The 18,971-nt window shown below is 53.4% G+C and carries 18 protein-coding genes; 8 read left to right on the top strand and 10 right to left on the bottom strand.

All coding sequences use genetic code 11. From position 1 onward, the window contains the following. Positions 1 to 32: 32 nt before the first annotated feature. Positions 33 to 1,292 carry a peptidase T gene (pepT, locus tag Q31b_RS00360; protein ID WP_146597723.1) on the bottom strand — a complete coding sequence of 420 codons (1,260 nt, stop codon included), beginning with the start codon at positions 1,290 to 1,292 and terminating at the stop codon, positions 33 to 35. Between the two features lie 130 nt (positions 1,293 to 1,422). Here pepT and Q31b_RS00355 point away from each other — a divergent pair, with 130 nt between their 5' ends. Then, on the top strand, positions 1,423 to 2,316 hold the full coding sequence (locus tag Q31b_RS00355) for a 3'-5' exonuclease (RefSeq protein WP_146597722.1): 894 nt from the start codon (positions 1,423 to 1,425) through the stop codon (positions 2,314 to 2,316). 345 nt (positions 2,317 to 2,661) lie between these two features. On the opposite strand, the gene trxA is transcribed toward Q31b_RS00355, so the two are convergent. The 4 genes from trxA to Q31b_RS00335 all read right to left on the bottom strand — a co-directional run bounded on the left by trxA (position 2,662) and on the right by Q31b_RS00335 (position 6,155). Beyond that, on the bottom strand, positions 2,662 to 2,991 hold the full coding sequence (gene trxA / locus Q31b_RS00350; protein ID WP_146597721.1) for a thioredoxin: 330 nt from the start codon (positions 2,989 to 2,991) through the stop codon (positions 2,662 to 2,664). Positions 2,992 to 3,111: 120 nt separating this feature from the next. Then, positions 3,112 to 3,825 carry an NUDIX hydrolase gene (locus Q31b_RS00345; protein WP_146597720.1) on the bottom strand — a complete coding sequence of 238 codons (714 nt, stop codon included), beginning with the start codon at positions 3,823 to 3,825 and terminating at the stop codon, positions 3,112 to 3,114. A 264-nt stretch (positions 3,826 to 4,089) separates the two neighbouring features. Continuing rightward, positions 4,090 to 4,836: a sugar phosphate isomerase/epimerase family protein gene (locus Q31b_RS00340; RefSeq protein WP_146597719.1), complete on the bottom strand. Its 747-nt coding sequence runs from the start codon at positions 4,834 to 4,836 to the stop codon at positions 4,090 to 4,092. Between the two features lie 197 nt (positions 4,837 to 5,033). Continuing rightward, on the bottom strand, positions 5,034 to 6,155 hold the full coding sequence (locus tag Q31b_RS00335; RefSeq protein WP_146597718.1) for a pyridoxal phosphate-dependent aminotransferase: 1,122 nt from the start codon (positions 6,153 to 6,155) through the stop codon (positions 5,034 to 5,036). Between the two features lie 78 nt (positions 6,156 to 6,233). On the opposite strand from Q31b_RS00335, the gene Q31b_RS00330 reads away from it, so the two are divergent. Beyond that, positions 6,234 to 6,830, top strand: coding sequence for a DUF4416 family protein (locus Q31b_RS00330; protein ID WP_390622294.1), 597 nt, complete (start codon positions 6,234 to 6,236; stop codon positions 6,828 to 6,830). Positions 6,831 to 6,851: 21 nt separating this feature from the next. Here Q31b_RS00330 and Q31b_RS00325 read toward each other — a convergent pair whose 3' ends face one another. After that, positions 6,852 to 8,693, bottom strand: coding sequence for a carbon starvation CstA family protein (locus Q31b_RS00325; protein WP_146597717.1), 1,842 nt, complete (start codon positions 8,691 to 8,693; stop codon positions 6,852 to 6,854). A 355-nt stretch (positions 8,694 to 9,048) separates the two neighbouring features. Between Q31b_RS00325 and Q31b_RS00320 the strand changes: the two genes are divergently transcribed. The 3 genes from Q31b_RS00320 to Q31b_RS00310 all read left to right on the top strand — a co-directional run bounded on the left by Q31b_RS00320 (position 9,049) and on the right by Q31b_RS00310 (position 12,263). After that, positions 9,049 to 10,035 (top strand): DnaJ C-terminal domain-containing protein, encoded by a 987-nt coding sequence (locus tag Q31b_RS00320; RefSeq protein WP_146597716.1) that lies wholly within the window; start codon positions 9,049 to 9,051, stop codon positions 10,033 to 10,035. A gap of 312 nt (positions 10,036 to 10,347) precedes the next feature. Continuing rightward, complete coding sequence (gene rnpA, locus Q31b_RS00315) at positions 10,348 to 10,740, top strand: ribonuclease P protein component (protein ID WP_146597715.1); 393 nt, start codon at positions 10,348 to 10,350, stop codon at positions 10,738 to 10,740. 35 nt (positions 10,741 to 10,775) lie between these two features. Beyond that, positions 10,776 to 12,263: an aldehyde dehydrogenase family protein gene (locus tag Q31b_RS00310; protein WP_146597714.1), complete on the top strand. Its 1,488-nt coding sequence runs from the start codon at positions 10,776 to 10,778 to the stop codon at positions 12,261 to 12,263. Between the two features lie 130 nt (positions 12,264 to 12,393). Here Q31b_RS00310 and Q31b_RS00305 read toward each other — a convergent pair whose 3' ends face one another. Together Q31b_RS00305 and Q31b_RS00300 are read right to left on the bottom strand one after the other, a co-directional pair. After that, positions 12,394 to 12,999 (bottom strand): hypothetical protein, encoded by a 606-nt coding sequence (locus tag Q31b_RS00305; protein ID WP_231617188.1) that lies wholly within the window; start codon positions 12,997 to 12,999, stop codon positions 12,394 to 12,396. An 87-nt stretch (positions 13,000 to 13,086) separates the two neighbouring features. Beyond that, entirely contained in the window at positions 13,087 to 14,124 is a 1,038-nt protein-coding gene (locus tag Q31b_RS00300; protein WP_146597712.1) for an aldo/keto reductase, read from the bottom strand. A gap of 159 nt (positions 14,125 to 14,283) precedes the next feature. Between Q31b_RS00300 and Q31b_RS00295 the strand changes: the two genes are divergently transcribed. From Q31b_RS00295 to Q31b_RS00285, 3 genes are all read left to right on the top strand, one after another. After that, positions 14,284 to 15,432 carry a 3-dehydroquinate synthase gene (locus Q31b_RS00295; RefSeq protein WP_146597711.1) on the top strand — a complete coding sequence of 383 codons (1,149 nt, stop codon included), beginning with the start codon at positions 14,284 to 14,286 and terminating at the stop codon, positions 15,430 to 15,432. A gap of 58 nt (positions 15,433 to 15,490) precedes the next feature. Beyond that, a complete protein-coding gene (locus Q31b_RS00290; RefSeq protein ID WP_146597710.1) occupies positions 15,491 to 16,588 on the top strand; it encodes a leucine-rich repeat domain-containing protein in 1,098 nt (365 codons plus the stop codon). A 338-nt stretch (positions 16,589 to 16,926) separates the two neighbouring features. Beyond that, the gene (locus Q31b_RS00285; RefSeq protein WP_146597709.1) at positions 16,927 to 17,910 is read left to right on the top strand and encodes a hypothetical protein; all 984 of its coding nucleotides are present in this window, start codon (positions 16,927 to 16,929) and stop codon (positions 17,908 to 17,910) included. Positions 17,911 to 17,916: 6 nt separating this feature from the next. Here Q31b_RS00285 and hypB read toward each other — a convergent pair whose 3' ends face one another. Further along, on the bottom strand, positions 17,917 to 18,573 hold the full coding sequence (gene hypB / locus Q31b_RS00280) for a hydrogenase nickel incorporation protein HypB (RefSeq protein ID WP_146597708.1): 657 nt from the start codon (positions 18,571 to 18,573) through the stop codon (positions 17,917 to 17,919). Then, the gene (locus tag Q31b_RS00275; RefSeq protein WP_146597707.1) at positions 18,527 to 18,928 is read right to left on the bottom strand and encodes a hydrogenase maturation nickel metallochaperone HypA/HybF; all 402 of its coding nucleotides are present in this window, start codon (positions 18,926 to 18,928) and stop codon (positions 18,527 to 18,529) included. Before Q31b_RS00275 ends, hypB begins: the two co-directional genes overlap by 47 nt. Positions 18,929 to 18,971 lie beyond the last annotated feature (43 nt).

The raw sequence follows: 18,971 nt of genomic DNA, 5'->3' as shown, positions 1-18,971 counted from the left end.
GGTTTCAGCGTCTCGGAGAGACGCTGCTACGGTTAACTGCGTTGATCGCTCCATAGCGACAACAGCTCTACTAAATGCTCGGTCGCCTCGACCATTTCGTCAAGGCAGGCAAACTCGGTCACACTGTGAATGTTGTGTTGACCACTAGATAGGTTAGGCGTTGGCAAACCTTTTTCGGTCAATTGGCTTCCGTCGGTTCCACCTCGAATGATCTCTTGCGTACTCGTCCGCCCCAAGTTGGTGAAAGCGATTTCCGCTAGATCGACGGCCTGTGGCAAACGCTGCAAACCGTCTCGCAGGTTTCGATATTGGCGCCGCACCTCGACGCTGGCCTCGACGCCTGGGGTCTTATCGGCAGCTGCGTGAGCGGCTTCGCGGATCATCGCAGCATACTCGTTGAGCTCATCGGCATCGAAGCTGCGGAGGATCAATTCGACCGATGCCTCACCGACTCCGCCTCGAATCGAATGAGGATGAACGAAGCCTTCACGATCGGAGGTGGTCTCTGGAGACATTCGGGTGCGAGGCAGTTCGGCGACAAAATCAGCAGCCGCTCGAATGGCGTTCACCATGACTCCTTTGGCGATCGCTGGATGGATGTTGTTTCCCTGGAAGCGGACCGTTGCCGCATCGGCGGAAAAGGTCTCAACATCGATCACGCCTGCGCCACCGCCGTCGATCGTATAGGCAACCATCGCATCGACCTTGTTCAAATCGATCTTGTCTGTTCCTCGCCCAATCTCTTCATCGCAGGTAAACAGCAATCGAAGTTTGCCATGCTGCAAGTGCGGATTTTCGATCAAGGTTTGAGCCAATTCCATGATAATCGCCACGCCTGCCTTGTCGTCTCCGCCGAGCAGTGTTTTCCCGTCGGTCGTGACCAGTGTTTTTCCTACCAACGATTCGAGTGCAGGGCAGGCCGCAACCGTGATTTGGTTGCCTGCCTCGAGCCGGATGTCGCCGCCCGGGTAACGCTCAATCACTTGTGGCGACACGCGATCGCTAGGGGCTTCCGGAGACGTGTCGATATGAGCAACCAAAGCGACGGTCGGGCTAAGGTCACCATCGGTCGCTGGAACCGTTCCCCAAACCAGCGAGTTTTCGTCAACATGAGCGTCCGAGACCGTCATCGCGGCTAGTTCCGAGGCGAGCAATTCAGCTAGACGGCGTTGTTTTTCGCTGCTCGGATAGGCATCACTTCTTGGGTCCGCTGCTGTGTCGAAACGAACATAGCGAAGAAATCGTTCTAGCAAACGAGTTCGGTTGATCGTGATTTTTGCTTTTTGATTCATAGCACAGGGCGAATGGTATTGATGGGAAAGGATTGCTGTTGATCCACTGCGATAGCCCGCGAAGTCTGGTATCCTAACAATCTATCAGTTGCTAGCCTACCGCGACGCGAAAACTTGACAAAGGATTCTTATGACCGAGAAGGTATCCCATTTAATCTTTGATGTGGAGAGTATTGCGGATGGAGACTTGATATCGGCGGTTCGCTATGGTGGGCAAGGTCTTGATGCACAGCAAGCGGTTGCCACGTACCAAGATGAATTGATGGAACTGAACGGCACGACGTTTGTTCCTTACACCTTTCAGATTCCCATCTCGGTAGTCGTCGCCAAGGTTGCTCCCGATTTCCGCTTGATCGATGTCGTTTCGCTTGATGACCCCAACTTTCGACCTCATGTGATTACCGAGCACTTTTGGAAGGGGTGGGAGATTTACGGGAAACCACAGTGGGTGACGTTCAATGGTCGTTCCTTTGATTTGCCCATCATGGAATTGGCAGCCTTCCGCTACGGGATTTCAATTGGAGCTTGGTTCAAAAACGATGGTTTTCGTTCCCCCCGAAATCGATTCAGTGTGAATGCCCATCTGGATTTGCAGGAACTGTTGACCAACTACGGGGCAACACGCTGCAACGGAGGGCTGAACCTCATTTCAAAGCTGATTAGTAAGCCGGGGAAAATGGACATTACCGGTGACCAGGTTCAGCAGCAGTACGACGATGGGAAGTGGAAAGAGATTAGCGATTATTGCCGCTGCGATGTTCTAGACACTTACTTTGTGTTCTTGCGTTCTATGGTAATGATGGGCAACCTGACGCTAGAGAAAGAGATCGAGTTGGTGGAAGAGGCAAGGCAATGGATCGAAACACGCTCGACCGATTCAAAGGCCTACGCGGACTATTTAAACGCCTGGAAACATTGGCAGAATCCGTGGGACGTGCCGAAAGCCGATACCGCCGCTGATACGAAAGCCGGTGAGCCAGTGACGGCGGAAGGGAATGCCGAACCGGACTCGGCGGCATCTTAGAGGACGCTTGTCAGTTTGACGGTAGTGGAAGTCGCCAAGACTTTTTTGGCGGTTAACACGGTTCACTTCGTGCTGAGAATCGCGAGTGGGTGGCGCGGAATCGTCCGTTTTTTTCAGCGCCGAAGGCACGCGGGGCAGCCGAAGGCACGGGAGGCAGTGCTGGACGCTGTCTGGGGGGGGGCTGTTTGCGATTTCCCATTTTTAAGGTCCCGGTCGGAACGCCAGGAAACACAGCGAGGAAACTTTCGTCCCTGTCGGGGACTTCGCGAATTGGTTTGACGCGTTTCCCCGGACTTGCGTCCGGGGCTTTCGCCTGCCGTCGCTTCGCGGCTAAAAAGCTGAGACTTAGACGCTTGACGCGTCGAGTGCTTGCTGGAGTGCCGATTTTGGACGCACGCCCACAAAGCTTTCGGAAACTTCGCCTGACTTGAAGACTAGCAGCGTGGGGATGCTGCTGATGCCAAATTGTTGAGCAATGCCGGGATTGTCATCAATGTTGATCTTGCCAACTTTGACAGTCGGGTTTTCTTGTGCCAATTCGTCGATCATCGGAGCGATTTGGCGGCACGGGCCACACCAAGGAGCCCAAAAGTCAACGAGAACTGGCGTGTCGGATTTTAGAACTTCGCTATCGAAATTCTCGTCGGTGAATTCTTTTACAGCGTCTGACGCCATGAGTGCGTTCCTTTTGTTAAGTCGAACGGAGTTTCTTCGAACAAGTAAGTGTTCTAAATGGTGGAGCCTACAAGCGAGATTGTAGGACGATTGACCAGCATGTCAATTTGGGAGAAAGGCTTACATGGCCAACGGAAACTGACGATTTCGCGGCAGAGTTCCAAATTGGCAGTGACCTGACCCACAGCCCGCTTTCTCAAGCAAGTGCTGCGCCAATTCATCTAAAATGATTGCGGTTGCACCCCAAATCCGGTATTCCCCCCATTTAAATGCGGGAGCGGTAAACTCTAGGAAACGGGGCACGGCGTCCGTGGAAGCCGTTTTTGAAATGACTTTTCGTTTCAATCGTTTGGCAACTCGAGATTCGGGCCGATAAAGTTCCGTGATCGGCAATAGCAGGACTTCGGCGACTTCGACCGGGTCGGGCTTCCAATCTGCATCGGGGGGCTCGATGACAAAGACCATGGGTTCGACCAGATTGTCACTTGCATAAACGTACTGACGCGACAATTTACCGCTCCGTTCACGGACCCTTGGCCGGAGGCCGAGTTCTTCTTCGAATTCCCTTAATGCGGCCTGTTCAGCGTTTTCGCCTCGTTCAATTTTTCCACCCGGAAAACAAATTTGGCCTGCATGATGTCGAATCGCCGTCGAACGGCGCGTCAAAGGCACGACCCAATCGTCGTTTTGGTTTTGGTAAACGCACACCGCCACGGATGCCCGTCGCACACCGGCCGGTGCGGGCCCACGATGACGCCCGTAGGCCAGGCCAGGCTGCATCGGACACAATCGCTGATCGCGGCGATGGTTGTCAAACGTGATGGTAAATGTCATGGCTGGGCTCTGTCCGAAAATTGCTTGAAGCGGAGAACGTTCGCCGACGGTATTCGCCGCGGGTTCCGCGAAAACGTCCTATCGGCACCCGCGGCTAGCAGGCTGTCGATTTAATCGGTTTGACTCGACTGATTGTTTAACGCCAAGCCATAGGCGACCGCTTGTGGAAAAGCTGACGCCTTCGGCTAAGCGTTAAACGATTGAATCAACAGCCCGCTAGCGCCATCGGCTCAGGTTTTCGGCCAGAGCCTCGGGGATGCCGAATCAGACCAGCGATTCGAGCAAGCGACGAAGTTTGCGCAGTTCGACTCGGTGGTCATGCCCTTCGATCGGTGACATGTGCACCGTCAAAGCGCGGTCGTATTTTTCACGAAGCAGTTGAGTGACCAATTTGCCGTAGTCGACCTCACCTTGGCCGACGCTGACTTGAAACGCATCCGGCCGAGTATCGCGAAGATGGACATTGCAGACGAACGGCAGTATTTTATCCAGATTTTTTGTGTTGGCCTTTCCCGCGATGTAAACACTTGGGTCCATCGTCACGCCCAAACCGTCGACGTTATTGCACAACACCATCAGCGTATCGGGATCTTCACTCAGACACCCTAATTGGCACTTAACGGCCACGCGGACGCCTTCGGTTTCAGCAACCTCGACCAGTTTTCGTAAATGTTCAACCTCCTCGTTGAACGGGGTGCCAAGTTCCGCAGAGGGGACGGTCAAGTTGACGACTTTTGTTGCTTTGGCCAGCCGACAAATCTCTTTAAAGTCCACATAGTGCTGATCACCGACGGAACCGAGTTCCACGCTGTAGCCTGAAATCTCCATACGGTGGGAGCTGCGCAGAATCTGGACTCCACGCTCCAAATCAGTGATCAAATCGCTTGGTTTGATCAAGCCTGACTCATGAATCGCGATTTCGATCGCCGAAAACTCCAAGTCATGGAGTAGCTCGACCGTTTCTCGCAACTCCAGCCCTGGGCAACATTCTGTCGAAGCAGAAACAAACACGGTGCATCCTTTCTATTTTTATCATTCGAGTCGACAAGCAAACAAACCTGTAGTCTAGCAATGAACGGCTATTTGGGAAAGCTAGCCTAACGCGTAACCTGCCGTCAGCGGAAGCCCAATGTGGCCGGGGCTTTTTCGTGAGGCCGCGGCGCCGGAATGTTGCTCGGAGAGCAGAGCGAGCGGTCGCTGGAAATGTTTCATGAAAGGGCCAAGCTCCGCAGGATTTCGACACCGCGTTTTAGCTGTTCGTCGCTGGCCGCAAAACTGATTCGAAAATGCGTGTCTTGGCGGCTGAAGATATTGCCAGGAATGATCAGTAATCCACGTTCGATCGCTTTTTCGACAAACTGGGTTGCCGTCATCGTTTGGGCTCCATCGCTTGGAACTTTGGGGAATACATAGAATGCACCGTTTGGTTTGGCAATTTCGTACAAGTCGCAAAGAGATTCGTAGATGAAATCTCGCTTTTGGCGATAATGTTCGATGTGCTCATCGAGCCGCACCTCCATCGCCCGCACGGCTCCCCACTGTGCCGGTTGGGGCGAGCAAACGAACGAGTATTGTTGAATCTTTAGCATCGTTCGCATGATCTCACTCGGCCCGTGAACATAGCCGACTCGCCACCCCGTCATGGCGTGACTTTTACTAAATCCGTCAATCACGATGGTTTGATCGTTGTAGGTTGCGGGGGACGCGAAATCACCGTCGTAGAAAAACTGGCTGTAGATCTCATCAGAGACCAGAGCGATGTTGTGTTTTTTTGCCAGTTTTGCAACCGCTTCGAGCTCGGCCGGCGTCGCGGTGACTCCGGTCGGATTGGCGGGGCTGTTGACCAGTATCATTTTTGTTTTCGGCGTGATTGCTGCTTCGATCTTAGCGGCATCGAGTCGAAAGTCGGGGTAGGAATTGATCCGAATGGGAACACCGCCACACATTTGCAGTAGCGCGGGATACATCACAAAGTACGGATCCAGAAAGATGACTTCGTCGCCAGGATTGATCATTGCCATCATCGCAAGCATCAATCCACCGCTCGTACCACTGCTGATAAAGACGTCGCGATCTTGGCCAGGATAGGTTTGCTCGATCTGTTGTCGCAATGCTTGGCGGAGTGGTTCGATGCCTTGAGTTGGCGAGTAGGCATTCTTGCCCGACGTGATCGCTTCGATGGCCGCATTCTTGATCGGATCGGGAACGTCAAAATCGGGTTGCCCGATCGACAGGTTGACAGGATCCTTTAACTTAGCAGCCAAATCGAATACTTTGCGGATTCCACTGCTGTCAAACGTCGTGGTACGATCGGCGATCCAAGGGTGCATGATAAAACGCGGGGTCGTGGGTGAATGGGAACGGATGTGATCCGGGTATCCGAAGCGATACAGACCCAAATGTAGCAAATGTTTCCTACTTTAGAGCAGAGGGGCAAAACAATCGTGGCCGAGATTCAGCTTGTCGAACCGGTGATTCGAATTTGTGCCGTGATTTCCCGCTATGAGGAGGTTCGCTCGTGGGGCATCCAAACGCTTTCCGAAGCGTGGGGAAACGTTTTCCTGACGACCGAGCCGATGCCGTTTCACGCGGGCGGTTACTATCAAAGCGAGATGGGAGAAGAACTCGTCAAGACACTCGTCGCTTTCGAAAGTCCCTGCGACCCGACACCGTTGGCGGATTGGAAACTGGCTACCAACGGCTGGGAGGAAGCTTGCGCTGCAGCGTTTGACTATGCTCAAAAACGGCCGTTGAACCTCGATTGTGGTTACGTGACGCAAGCAAAACTTGTCTTGGCGACAACCAAAGACCGTGACCATCGAATCTATCTGCGCAACGGTATCTTTGCCGAGGTTACCCTGAATTACGTTCACAAAGAGTGGGTCAGCCACCGGTGGACGTATCCCGATTATCGGACCGATACGGTCAAGCAATTCACCGCCGATTGTCGGGCTCATCTGCGTAAACACTTGAAGGAGACCGGCTTGTTTCGCAAGCGTGTTTAGGTGAGGCCCTGCCTCCTCTTGTCACACGATCTGTTTTTCCAAGCCTGCTTCTTCCAGGACCCCCTTGCTTTTTCGCCACATCAGCGTCCCTTCGACGATCATCCAAAACTGTAGCCCTAGAATTCCGAGTCCAAACACGATCAGTGTCCAACTTCGATCGGGGATCCAGTGATAGAGGAGGTCGTAGGTCATCGCCCACGCGGGCATGACGAGCATCATCAGCATAGGGATGGCAACAAAGGCGATCGGTTTGCTGCGCCGGACCAGATAGAACAATGCCACCATAAGCGCCAATCCGGCCAAGAGTTGGTTGGTTGCTCCGAACAACGGCCAGAGGATCATGCCGCCCGTCCCCGGTTTTTCGCCGACGCCGAGTGCGATCGCCGCTCCGATAAGCACAGCTAGTCCGGTTGCGACGTACTTGTTCGTCATCGGTTTGACTCGCATCGTGCTACCGAGTTCTTGTAAGACATATCGTTGCAGTCGAGTCGCGGTGTCGAGCGTGGTGGCGGCAAAGCAAGCCACCAACACAGCCATCAATGCGACCGAGAATTTTAGCGGCACCCCGAGCACTCCGAGAAAATTCGCACCGCCATCGATAAACGCAGCGAGCTTTTGTGGCAGTTTGTGATCTTGCCAACCACCTGGCGAACCGTCCGCTTTCGTGGCTCGGTAATACGATCTCCATGCGGACGATCCCTTTAATTCGGCTCCCGACGCATCGACCGCATAGGTGTATTTGCCGATCCCAGCCTCGGTCGTCCGCTCGACTCTTCCCATGCCAATGCCCGCACAACAAGCTAGGATGACCAAGACCGCCAACGCTCCTTCGAGCAGCATTGCTCCATAACCAACCGCTTGAGCGTCGGTTTCACACGCGAGTTGTTTACTCGTCGTCCCACTGCTGACCAAACAATGAAAACCGCTGCAAGCACCACAGGCGATTGTGATAAATAGAAACGGCAAAATCGGTGGCGCATCCGCTGGCACATTTGACCGTTCGGCGATTGCGGGTGCCGAAGCAAATAAGTCCGCTTCGCCCGTTAGCGATGCGATCGTCAATCCTACGACTAACATCGCCAAAGCGACATACAATTGATGGCTGTTGATGTAGTCGCGCGGTTGCAACAAGAGCCATACGGGTAATACCGAGGCAAAGAACGCATAGACAAGTAACGCCAATGTCCAAACGACGACGGGGGTGAAGAAGCTGGATTCATTGGCTGGCAATTCAAGCGGGCAATAGTAGGCTCCGACGTAGACAGCGGCGTACAGGATGAACAGCCCGAGCAGACTGGGGATTAGCAATGCACCATTTTTTTTGTAGGTCCAGTATCCGATTGCAATCGCGACCGGCATTGCGACCCACACGCTGAGGACCGATTCGGGATAGATGGCGAAGATGATCGCAATCACGAGCCCGAAAATTGCCAGGACGATTGATAGTGCGAGCGCCAAGACGCCCAAGAACAAAACCTTCGCTCTCGGCGAGATCAGACGTCCAGCGATCTCGCCGATCGTCTGGCCGCGGTTTCTCAGCGACATCACCAATGCCGCCATGTCGTGGACGCCGCCGATCAAAATGGATCCAAAAACGACCCACAACAACGCTGGTAGCCAACCCCAAAACACTGCCAATGCCGGCCCCACGATCGGTCCCGTTCCCGCGATACTGGTGAAATGGTGACCAAAAATCACCGACCGCCGAGTGGGTACGAAGTCGACGCCGTCACGAAGTTCGTGACTGGGCACGAGCGCCCTCGGATCGAGAGCAAACAACCGACTCGATAGCCAGCGTCCGTAAGTGTTGTAGGCAACGACAAAGCCGATCATCGACGCCAATGCGATAAATAAAGTGCTCATGGGGGCGGATTCTAACTGTATCGCGTCAAAAAAGCCAGAGAATACGGCCTAGGCAAGTGGTTTGAGATTTGGAAAAGGCAGGTGGCGGAATCGCTGCGGATGACCGTCGTCGCGGAGCGACGATAGGTACTAGCCTCAGACGCAAGTCCGGGGCTAGTGCATATCATGCCTTCGGCACTAAGATGCGCCGCTTCAAAACGCGTAGGCGAGGAATAGAGCTTGACTCGCTTCCATGCTCGCGTTTCCGTTTATGAAAGCAGCCGAAGGGGTGTTTTCCTGCTAGGCGAAAGCAGGAAAACATGCCAAGCTATTGGATCGACTATCATTTTGTTTCCTCGACTGGTATTTAATCGCAGTGAGCGAAGATCTCTATCAAACTCTGGGCGTCGCCCGCGACGCTTCCAAAGACGAAATTAAGAAGGCCCACCGTCGGTTGGCGTTAAAGTTCCATCCGGACAAGAATCCAGACGACAAGACGGCGCACGAGAAGTTTAAACGGGTACAGGAAGCCTATGACGTCTTGAGCGACGAAGACAAGCGGGCTGCCTACGATCGCTACGGAGCTGATTTCGAAAAAATCCGCAGCAGTGGTTTTCATCCAGGAGCTGGCGGGGCCGCAGGAGGAGCCGGATTTGAAGGTCTCGACTTGGAACAGATTTTCGGCGGACGTGGCGGCCGAGGCGGTGGCGGTGTTCAATTCGAACACGGTTTTTCTGACTTTTTCGAGCAGCTAATGGGGGCCGGAGCCGCACCGCAACGAGGCGGACGGGGCAGAAGGCGGCAACCTCAAGCTCCCCAACGTGGTTCGAACGTGAGGCATGAACTCGAATTGCCCCTCACGACGGCCGTGCTCGGTGGGACGACTGAATTCTACCTCAATCGAGGTGGCAAGAACGAAAAACTATCGGTCACCATACCGCCAGGCGTCGAGACAGGTTCGAAAATCCGATTGCGCGAAAAAGGACATCCGTCGCATAATGGTGGACCCAATGGCGATTTGATCCTGCTGATTACCGTTTCGGATCACCCCTACTTCAAAAGAATCGGTAAGAATTTGGAGTTGAAACTTCCCGTAACGCTGGCCGAGGCCGCCCTCGGTGCCAAAGTGGACGTCCCAACGCCGACCGGCACCGTAACCTTAACGGTGCCGCCGTCGACGAGTAGCGGGCGGCGTTTGCGGTTGAAGGGACAAGGTGTTCGCGATCGGGATGGCAACGCTGGCGATTTGATCGTCGAGATTCAAATACGAATGCCTGAATCGCTCGATCAACAATCAAAGGAATGGATCCAGCAGTTTGCCGAGCATAATCCGATGTCACCGCGGGATGATATCACGTTCTAAATGCCAGTAGCCGAGTCTCTCCGAGACTCGTCGTGTTGGTTAGTAGCCGAGTCTCTCCGAGACTCGTGATTTTTGTTCTCCGTCTCGGAGAGACGAAGCTACGGCTGAATTCTCCGTCTCGGAGAGACGAAGCTACTGCTGGATTCTCCGTCTCGGAGAGACGGAGCTACTACTGAATTCTCCGTCTCGGAGAGACGGAGCTACTACCGGATTCTCCGTCTCGGAGAGACGAAGCTACTGCTGAATTCTCCGTCTCGGAGAGACGGAGCTACTGAGGGGAGCTACTGAGACGGACTTACATGGGATGCTGGTTTGAAATATTCTTTTTCAAAATCTCGTCGTATCCGCAGCCCGATGCGGTTTACGTTCGTGCTGCGAAAGGGGGCCTGCGCAGCGGATGGCATTTTGGTCATGTTCGCAGTTGAGCGAAAAGTGAGTATGATCCATGACGGTGATCGAGCGGATGACGCAACAGCCCGAATCGGTATCACGATCCCCAAGAAGGTCGGCAACGCGGTCGTTCGCAACCGTTGGAAACGATGGATTCGTGAATCGTTTCGAACGCAAATCGATGAAATCCCAGGCGGCATCGACATCGTGGTTCGTCCCAAAAAGGGCGCGAAGCCTTCTTGGAGAGCGATTCGAAGATCGATTCCCTACTTGGCAAAAAAAGTTGCAAAGCGTTTGTCAACCAAAACTTGCTAACTCTTCCTTCACTCCTCAGGCAATGAGTATCAATCATGACCCATACGATAGAAAAGCACCCGTCGGTCGCAGCATTCCTGGACCAACCGAGCATTCCCGCTTTCATTGGCGGCCAATGGCGCGAGTTGTCTGGCGGAACGATGGATGTCAAGGATCCAGCGACGGGGAAAACGATTGCGGTCGTATCAACCGCGAACGCCAACGACGTTGCGGACGCCGTCGAAAGTGCGGACGAGGCATTCGCTGGTTGGTCAGCGATGAAACCGAAGGAGCGGGCAGAGCTGTTGAACCGGTTGGCCGACAAGATTGCCGAACAGAGCGAGGTTTTGGCACAACTCGAAGCACTCGACGTTGGAAAACCAATCGTGAACGCACGAGGATTCGATGTGCCCTTCGGCGCCGATTGTCTTCGCTACTTTGCCGATATGAGTATCGATGCGGTTTACGATCGTCCTTTGAACGTCGAAGGCATGGACGCTCGCGTCCACCGTGCTCCCTACGGGGTTTGCGGCTTTATTTTTCCATGGAACTTCCCTTTTACCCTTTGTTGTTGGGGCATCGGCCCCGCATTGGCTGCGGGCAATACCGTCGTGATCAAAGCTTCGGAAGTTACTCCGCTGTCAACCCTGTACCTCGGCTACCTCGCCAAAGAGGTCGGCATCCCCGATGGCGTCATCAATATCTACACCGGCACAGGGCCCGAGTGTGGTCAACCGCTTGTTGAACATCCGCTCGTCAGACGGATCTCTTTCACTGGCTCCTCGGCGGTTGGAAAGATGATTGGGCGAATTTGTGGCGAGCGGCTGATTCCTTGCAAACTCGAACTTGGCGGAAAGGGTGCAGCCGTCGTCTTGGACGATGTTGATGTCGATCAGGTTGCCGAGGCATTGGCGGGCGCGATCACGCTGAACACGGGACAAGTTTGCTGTACCGCCACTCGCTGGTTTATCCACGAAAAAATCTATGACCCCTTCGTTGCGAAAATTCAAGAGCTACTAAACAAAACGGCAATTGGCCATGGCTTAGAAGAGGGCACCCAAATGGGCCCGCTGGTTTCGAAGGCTCAAGTCGATCGGGTTGAAGACTACTACAAAAAGGGTTTGTCCGAAGGTGCGACGGCGATTGTCGAACTCAAACGCCCTGTTGTTGGGGGCGGTGAGGAAGGCTATTTCGTGAGTCCACACCTGCTAGCCGGCGATGACAACAACATCTGTTTCCGCGAGGAAGTGTTTGGTCCGACCGCTTACTTGGTAAAGTTCAAAGAGGACTCCGATGCAATCAAGCGGGTCAACAGTCTCGCGTACGGATTGGCCAATAGCGTTTGGGGCCGCGATTTAGATCGAGCGAATGCCATTGCCGAGCAAATTGTTTCTGGCAACAGTTGGATCAATGCCCACAACGTCTTCGCATATGGTTTACCCTATGGTGGTGTGAACCTAAGTGGCGTAGGTGGCGGGGTAAATTCGCCTGAAACGTTCGACGATTATTTGCGAGACCAGACGATCGCCCGACCTTTGGCGTAGTGGACGATAACCACCTCTCCCGAGCGAAGCGGTCGTGCAGCTTTCAAGTGCAACATGGCTCACAACTTACAACCTCCCTCAAGCGAAGCTTGGGGGAGCACGCGAAAGCCGCACGTTCACGACGTTGCTTCTAATCGCGATAGTTGGGATAGTGACCGTCGTAGTAGGGCGGCAGCGGGGCGGGGGTGCCGGGACCGAACGGATACGGATTGAGCGATCCAGCACCAAAAGGCGATGATTGGTCGCTTCGGCGTCGTTCGCTGGGCCAATCGTTGTCAGGTCGCTGTCCATTGCTTGGTTGCCAGCCACTGTTCGGCGTTTGGCGATTGGAGGGGCTGTTGTATTGCCCGCTACCATTTTGCAGTGGTCCGCCATAAAAGTTTGGACCGAGATTCAGCCCGGCATAGGGAGCACCCCACGCGGCATACGGTGTACTGTACGGACGATACGGAAATCGCCACTCACCGTAGGGGCGAACGGGGGGGCCCCACGATTCGACTCGGTGATAATTGTCAGCCGATTGCCCGTAATTAAGCGAACTGCGCATGTGGGTGTAGCCGCTGGTTTGGAAATCGGCGACTTGAGTGGTCGTCGGAGCGGCGATCGGTTGATACTGGGCAACTCGCTGCATCGTTGCCGAATCGTGCGTGTACGTACTCGGCCAAGTCAACCAATCGGAGGCGTAACCGATCGTTGAGACAGCGAGAGTCAGTAGGACAGCGAAGGCGTTGTTCATAAACGCCAAAATAGTTCGCGTTTGAGACGGATGCCTGAAAATCGAACGAATCTTTTACGACTTTTGCGTAACCGCCGCGCATAATCACTACAACCGTCGTAGACCGTCCTCGGTCATCGGCGTGGGGATCTCTGCATCGAGTTGATCAATTTTTTCGAGGACCTCAGGGTCGAGCACGAGATCTTTAGCCGCTAGCGATTCGGCTAGCTGCTCGGTACTGGTTGCACCGATGATCGTGGAGGCGACAAAATCGTGTTGGCGGCTCCAGGCGACCGATAGGCTGGTAACACTCACTCCGATCGACTTAGCGATTTCACCCAAACGGCGTGCGGTTTCGACGGAGCGATCATTGACAAACCGCTTCGCCATTCTCTTTTGCCTTGCCTCGCCTTCAAGCAAGTAGGCGGTAAAGCGAGCACCGGGTGGCGGTCCGTCATTGTACTTGCCAGTCAGCACGCCGCCGCCAAGAGGTGAATAGGGAAGCAAACTCATGTTTTCACGTCTTAGCACCTGAGCCAATTCACTTTCACAGCGGCGATTGATCAAGCTAAAATTGTTTTGCACCGTTTCGAAGCGATCGAGTCCATGCGTGTCGGCAGCCCACAAGCTTTTCATCACACCCCAACTCGTTTCGTTGCTACATCCGATCACCCGCACTTTCCCAGTATCGCGAAGTTCGGTCAGCGTGCCGAGCAACTCTTCATACGGCATCCCATGATCAGGCCAATGAACCTGATACAGATCGATCACATCGGTACCAAGCCGACTCAGGGAATCCTCGCATGCTCGGATGATTTGGTGGCGATCGAGAGTCGCTTTACCGTGTCGTACCGGCGAACAGAACCAGCCATGTGAGGGGCCAGTTACTTTGGTTGCGACGACGACCGAATCGCGAGGTTTGCCTTTTAGCCATTCACCAAAGATTTTTTCGGTCAAACCGATCGTCTCTTTTTGGGGCGGAGCGGGATAAATTTCGGCCACATCAAAAAAATCGATACCCGAGTTGAATGCCATGTCACAGATCGCATGGCTCGTTTTCTTGTCACATTGGCTGCCAAATGTCATCGTGCCCATACAGATATCTGACACATACACGCCACTACTGCCTAATCGTCTACTTTGCATTCGTCTTTCTTTACTATAAAGAATCTGTATTCAACCGTAACATTCGCAATATCGTTCTCCGTTCTGACGAGAATTTCAAGCCCACACGAAAAAGGATCGGAATCGTGTTAGAATGTGAGATCGCTTTCCCGCCCATCAGCTCTTTCCATAATCGCCCCCATGATCGACGCAGCAACCGACATTCCGTTTTCGGTTCCTTTTGTTCACCGTTTACGAGTGACTTCTGATGTGGCAAACCAAGATTTTCACGCGCTTCTCGGCGTCCTCCATGCCGAGGAATCGTCGTCGGTGCGGGTTGTCGTGATTGCAGAGAAAGCTGTGGCTCGATTGAGCGACCGCGTGGAAAGAATTTCCAGCCAACTCGCTAGCACCGACCGAATTGAAAGGGTCTGTCCAATCGTATTGATCGAAGGCGGCGAAGCGGTCAAGAATTCTCAGGCTGTCGTCCAGCAAATTCTTAGCACTGTCAACGAAGGCAACCTCGACCGACGCAGTTATGTGATCGCGATCGGTGGAGGAGCGATGCTGGACGCGGTGGGCTTTGCCGTTGCGATTGCCCACCGAGGAATACGGTTGGTCCGAATCCCAACGACAACATTGGCGCAAGCGGATTCGGGGGTTGGGGTTAAAAACGCCATCAACTACTTTGGCAAGAAAAATTGGGTCGGGACGTTTGCTGTTCCCTGGGCGGTGATCAACGACACCACGCTGCTTCATACCTTATCCGATCGGGATTACGTCAGCGGGTTTAGTGAAGCGGTCAAGGTCGCTCTTCTAAAAGACCGCAATGAATTCGATTGGCTTTGCACGAATGCAAATGCGATTGCCGCTCGAGAAGACAGCGTTTCAACGCGGGCAATTTTTCGCTCTTGTCAGTTGCACCTACAGCATATCACTAACGGTGGCGATCCTTTTGAAATGTTGGAAGCAAGGCCTCTCGATTTCGGTCATTGGTCAGCCCATCGATTAGAAGCATTGACGAACTATGAAATACGACATGGCGAGGCGGTGGCCATCGGTGTCGCCATCGATTGTCTCTACTCCGTCGAAAAACTCGGCTTTCCGCTACAAGATGCAATGCGTGCGATCGATTGCTTGAGGCGGTTACAACTACCGCTTTGGCATTCTGCACTTGAACCAATGGACCGAATCATCGAGGGGCTGGAGGAATTCCGGCAACATCTCGGCGGTCGCTTGACAGTCACAATGCTCAACGGGATCGCGGAAAGCGTCAACGTTCATGAAATGGATGTGCCCTTGATGCAGCATTCGATTCAAGCTTTGAAGAAAATTGCGAAGGATTTATAGGGGGCTTCGCCACAGGTGTCGCTAAACGCTCTTCCGCACCAACCATTGAGAACCGATCATGATTCGTTGTCAGAAAGCACTTCTTGTCCCTGCCCTCTGTGGCCTACTCGGTTGCGGGCAAGTCGACGCACCAAAGAAGGTCGTGGTCGAATCAAGGACTTTCGCTCAAGACAAGAATTCATCATTGGCAGCAAACGAAATCGAAGCGTTGGGAGCGAAGCTCCGGCATGATGGAAATAACGCGGTCATCGAAGTCGACTTTCGCGATACCGATGTGCGCGAGGATGACTTGGTGTTGTTGTCGTCGTTGCCGCGACTTCGCTCCGTAATACTGGCCGGTACAAGCGTTGGCGATGTTGGGTTAGCTACGCTTGGGGAAATCAAGACGCTCGAGAACGCGGATCTTCGCGAATGCCCGATTAGTGACGACGGAATCCTACAACTTGGTACGCTTCGTGAATTGAAGGTGCTCAAGTTGTCGGGGAAAAACGGAAAGAGCTCTGTCAGCGAAACATCAATGTCGACGATTGCGGCACTCGAGAACCTAAAGGTTTTGGCAATTGATTTTTTGCCAATGGGAGATTCAGGCATGGCTCAGATAGTCAAGCTCGATCGACTCGAAGAACTATATGCGGCCAATACGGGCATTAGCGATTTGGGGGTCGAGTCGATCGCAGAGCTGGGGCAACTTCGGAAGCTACGTCTTGCACAGAACGCAATCAATTCGAACGCGATCGAATCGCTATTGGGTTTGGGCAAGCTTGTAGAGCTCGATCTCAGCGAATGCACTCGTCTGAACGACGAAGTGACCACTTCATTGGCCAAACTAAAGCAGCTTAAGAAACTGAATCTGTGGAGAGTCCCTATCACCGATGTCGGCATCGATTCACTCGGACAACTGGTGGCACTTGAGTCGTTGAACTTAGACAACACATCGATCAGCGATGCTGGTTTGCCACCGCTGGGCAAGCTTCATCAATTGACGTTCTTACATCTAGGCTCGACCTCGATTAGCGATGCAGGATTACCATCCTTGCAGATGCTAACGAATCTTCAAGACTTGATTGTCACAAGAACACAAGTCACGAAGCAGGGGGTTGGGGAGCTACAAGTGAAGTTGCCCAAAACCAAAATCCAGTTGAAGTTCGGGACGTAGGACGGCGGAGGTAGTCTCCGTCAAGTTGCTTTTGTTGTGGCGCGGGCCCGATAAGAAACCGGGTTGGTGTTTGGATCGCGTTGGCCCTCGGATCGCGTTCGCCCTCGGATGCCCGAGTTCCGTTGGTCGTCCCAATCCAACGAGGGATTTCCTGGCGACGAAAACGGGCGTTCTAATGGCGAATAGGCCACCTTAGCGATTCCCTCGGCAAATTGCCCTTTATCTAGGTGCGACAATTTGTCGATACTTGGAGGTATGGACTTGTCGGGCCGCGCCCGACCATGGTTCGGCCCGCGTGTCCACTCTCGTCAATCGCTTTCTCGTAAGAGGAAAAAAAGATGAAGTGGCCTGTTATGCTTGCCGTCGTACTCGATTTGTCCATTCGCTGCGTGGCGTCTTTTGCTCAAGGACCGCCCGAAGCTGATTCTCTTTCTACGGCACGAAGCGATCCCCACGTCGATAAGCTTTTTTCAGACGGGGGTGTGGTACGATTCCAAATGATCCAAGGACGTCTCCGTCTCGATGCACCACGGCATCGCATCGGTGCCGAAACGATCGCGTCCGATCACTCGTTTGAGAGCATCGTTGTCTCTGCGGAGCGAGGACTTCCGTCAGTCCATTACGTGTCAAAACGCCCAAGTCAAACGCTCAAGCTGGACGTGCTTGACGCGGTAACGGTTCGAATGGAATCGAGTTTAAGCAAAACAGAAGAGCGAAGTGTACTCGAACAATCTCCATATGGCTTGGTTTACTGGACGATCGAGCGAGGTGGCATGATGGACCGCTATCAAGGAACGACGCTACTACATGTTCGTTATCAAAATCCTGAGATCTTCGATATACACTATGGAGGATTGATCGAACGCATCCTCGGTGGTCGATCGTTAGCGAGCCTAAGTAGCAAGACGAGACATTGGAGTATGACGCACGCTATGAAGGGCACTCTACCGCATCGCTCTTCAATCGATGAATGTGTGGCAATGTTGTCTGCGAAACGGCAGGCGACACGGCGGCATGCGCAACAGCAATTGTTGTTGTGGGGGACGCCGGTCATCGCTGCACTTCACGAATCGTTGTCGTCTGATATCGATGCGGAACAACGGATGCGAGTCCAACAAACCATTCGCATGCTACGGCCACAAGTTGAAGATACGCCTCGGTCGTTGGCAATGTTGATGGTCAATGATCCCACCTACTGGAATCTTGTGTCACCTCAGCTTTCGACGATGCAAATAGCCGCTGTCAATGACCACCTCGGTAGTGTGGGTTTGGCTACCTTGGACGCTGCCCAGCAACCGTCGGCACGCGTAGCCGAACAGTGAACGCGTCTATATTTTTTGATGTTGCTCCGCTAGCCAGTCGATCCACTCGAGCATGCCTTCATCCGTCTTTGCTGATACTTGAAGGATCGGCATTCCGGGACGAACACGCTCAACGCTCGCTCGGGCTGCGGCCTCGTCGAACTCAACCGCATCCGCAAGATCGATTTTTGTGATCACGGTGGCATCGGCTGTGTTAAAAATAGTTGGATACTTTCTCGGTTTGTCCTCTCCCTCCGTTACCGAGAACAAAACGACACGTAGGCTCTCGCCCAAATCGTAGCTGGATGGGCAAACCAGGTTGCCAACGTTTTCGATGAACAAGAAATCCAGAGGCTGTTCATTCCACGGCTTGATCGCTTCACGGACCATCTCCGCTTCCAAGTGACAAAGCGTGCCTGTGGTGATTTGACGAACCATTGCACCGGAGCGAGCTAAGCGGTCAGCGTCATTGTCAGTCGCCAGGTCGCCAACGACTGCTGCGACTCTGTAACGCTGGCCAATTTGCTCGAGTGTCTTTTGCAACAGTTCCGTTTTTCCTGATCCTGGACTTGACACCATGCTGACAACAAACCGTCGCTGCTCGGCGAATTGTTTGCGCAACTCGCGGGCGACAACGTCATTCTGTTTTAGAATCTGCGTCCGTACTTCGACTAAGCGTGTCATCGAGCTGTTCGTCCCTTACTTCGAGTGCAGCAATTTCGAGTTCTCGTCCCCCGACGATCTTACCGGATATTGTACCACACGTCCGGCAACGCAGATCGTTGATCGAAATAGCCATTTGATGTTTTCTACATTGTGGGCAATCAATCAGCAATTGCGTTTCTTCAATCACAAGTTCCACCTCGGGATACAACGTTTGCTGGCGAGCAATCGTGAACGCCGATTCAAGTGCTTCACACACCACGCCTGACATCGGCCCGAGTCGAATGTGAATGGCGACAAGCTCCGACTCAGGATGCTCGTTCATCGTTTGTTCAGCGATGTCGAGAACATTCAATGCGATCGAAAGCTCGTGCATGATAGGGTTCCAGTCAGTGAGATTATCAAAACGCTCCTCTGTA

The organism is Novipirellula aureliae (assembly GCF_007860185.1).
GTDB lineage: Bacteria > Planctomycetota > Planctomycetia > Pirellulales > Pirellulaceae > Novipirellula_A > Novipirellula_A aureliae.
Note: the sequence above shows the minus strand (reverse complement) of the source record. Positions and strands in the feature narration are given on the sequence as shown.

Excerpts from the sequence above, each read along its gene's own strand:
- Q31b_RS00355 (WP_146597722.1), top strand. The coding sequence starts at position 1,423 with ATGACCGAGAAGGTATCCCATTTAATCTTTGATGTGGAGAGTATTGCG.
- Q31b_RS00345 (WP_146597720.1), bottom strand. The coding sequence starts at position 3,825 with ATGACATTTACCATCACGTTTGACAACCATCGCCGCGATCAGCGATTG.
- Q31b_RS00325 (WP_146597717.1), bottom strand. The coding sequence starts at position 8,693 with ATGAGCACTTTATTTATCGCATTGGCGTCGATGATCGGCTTTGTCGTT.
- trxA (WP_146597721.1), bottom strand. The coding sequence starts at position 2,991 with ATGGCGTCAGACGCTGTAAAAGAATTCACCGACGAGAATTTCGATAGC.
- Q31b_RS00300 (WP_146597712.1), bottom strand. The coding sequence starts at position 14,124 with ATGCAAAGTAGACGATTAGGCAGTAGTGGCGTGTATGTGTCAGATATC.
- Q31b_RS00290 (WP_146597710.1), top strand. The coding sequence starts at position 15,491 with ATGATTCGTTGTCAGAAAGCACTTCTTGTCCCTGCCCTCTGTGGCCTA.
- Q31b_RS00285 (WP_146597709.1), top strand. The coding sequence starts at position 16,927 with ATGAAGTGGCCTGTTATGCTTGCCGTCGTACTCGATTTGTCCATTCGC.
- Q31b_RS00330 (WP_390622294.1), top strand. The coding sequence starts at position 6,234 with ATGTTTCCTACTTTAGAGCAGAGGGGCAAAACAATCGTGGCCGAGATT.
- Q31b_RS00335 (WP_146597718.1), bottom strand. The coding sequence starts at position 6,155 with ATGCACCCTTGGATCGCCGATCGTACCACGACGTTTGACAGCAGTGGA.
- hypB (WP_146597708.1), bottom strand. The coding sequence starts at position 18,573 with ATGACACGCTTAGTCGAAGTACGGACGCAGATTCTAAAACAGAATGAC.
- Q31b_RS00295 (WP_146597711.1), top strand. The coding sequence starts at position 14,284 with ATGATCGACGCAGCAACCGACATTCCGTTTTCGGTTCCTTTTGTTCAC.
- Q31b_RS00310 (WP_146597714.1), top strand. The coding sequence starts at position 10,776 with ATGACCCATACGATAGAAAAGCACCCGTCGGTCGCAGCATTCCTGGAC.
- pepT (WP_146597723.1), bottom strand. The coding sequence starts at position 1,292 with ATGAATCAAAAAGCAAAAATCACGATCAACCGAACTCGTTTGCTAGAA.
- Q31b_RS00305 (WP_231617188.1), bottom strand. The coding sequence starts at position 12,999 with ATGAACAACGCCTTCGCTGTCCTACTGACTCTCGCTGTCTCAACGATC.
- Q31b_RS00275 (WP_146597707.1), bottom strand. The coding sequence starts at position 18,928 with ATGCACGAGCTTTCGATCGCATTGAATGTTCTCGACATCGCTGAACAA.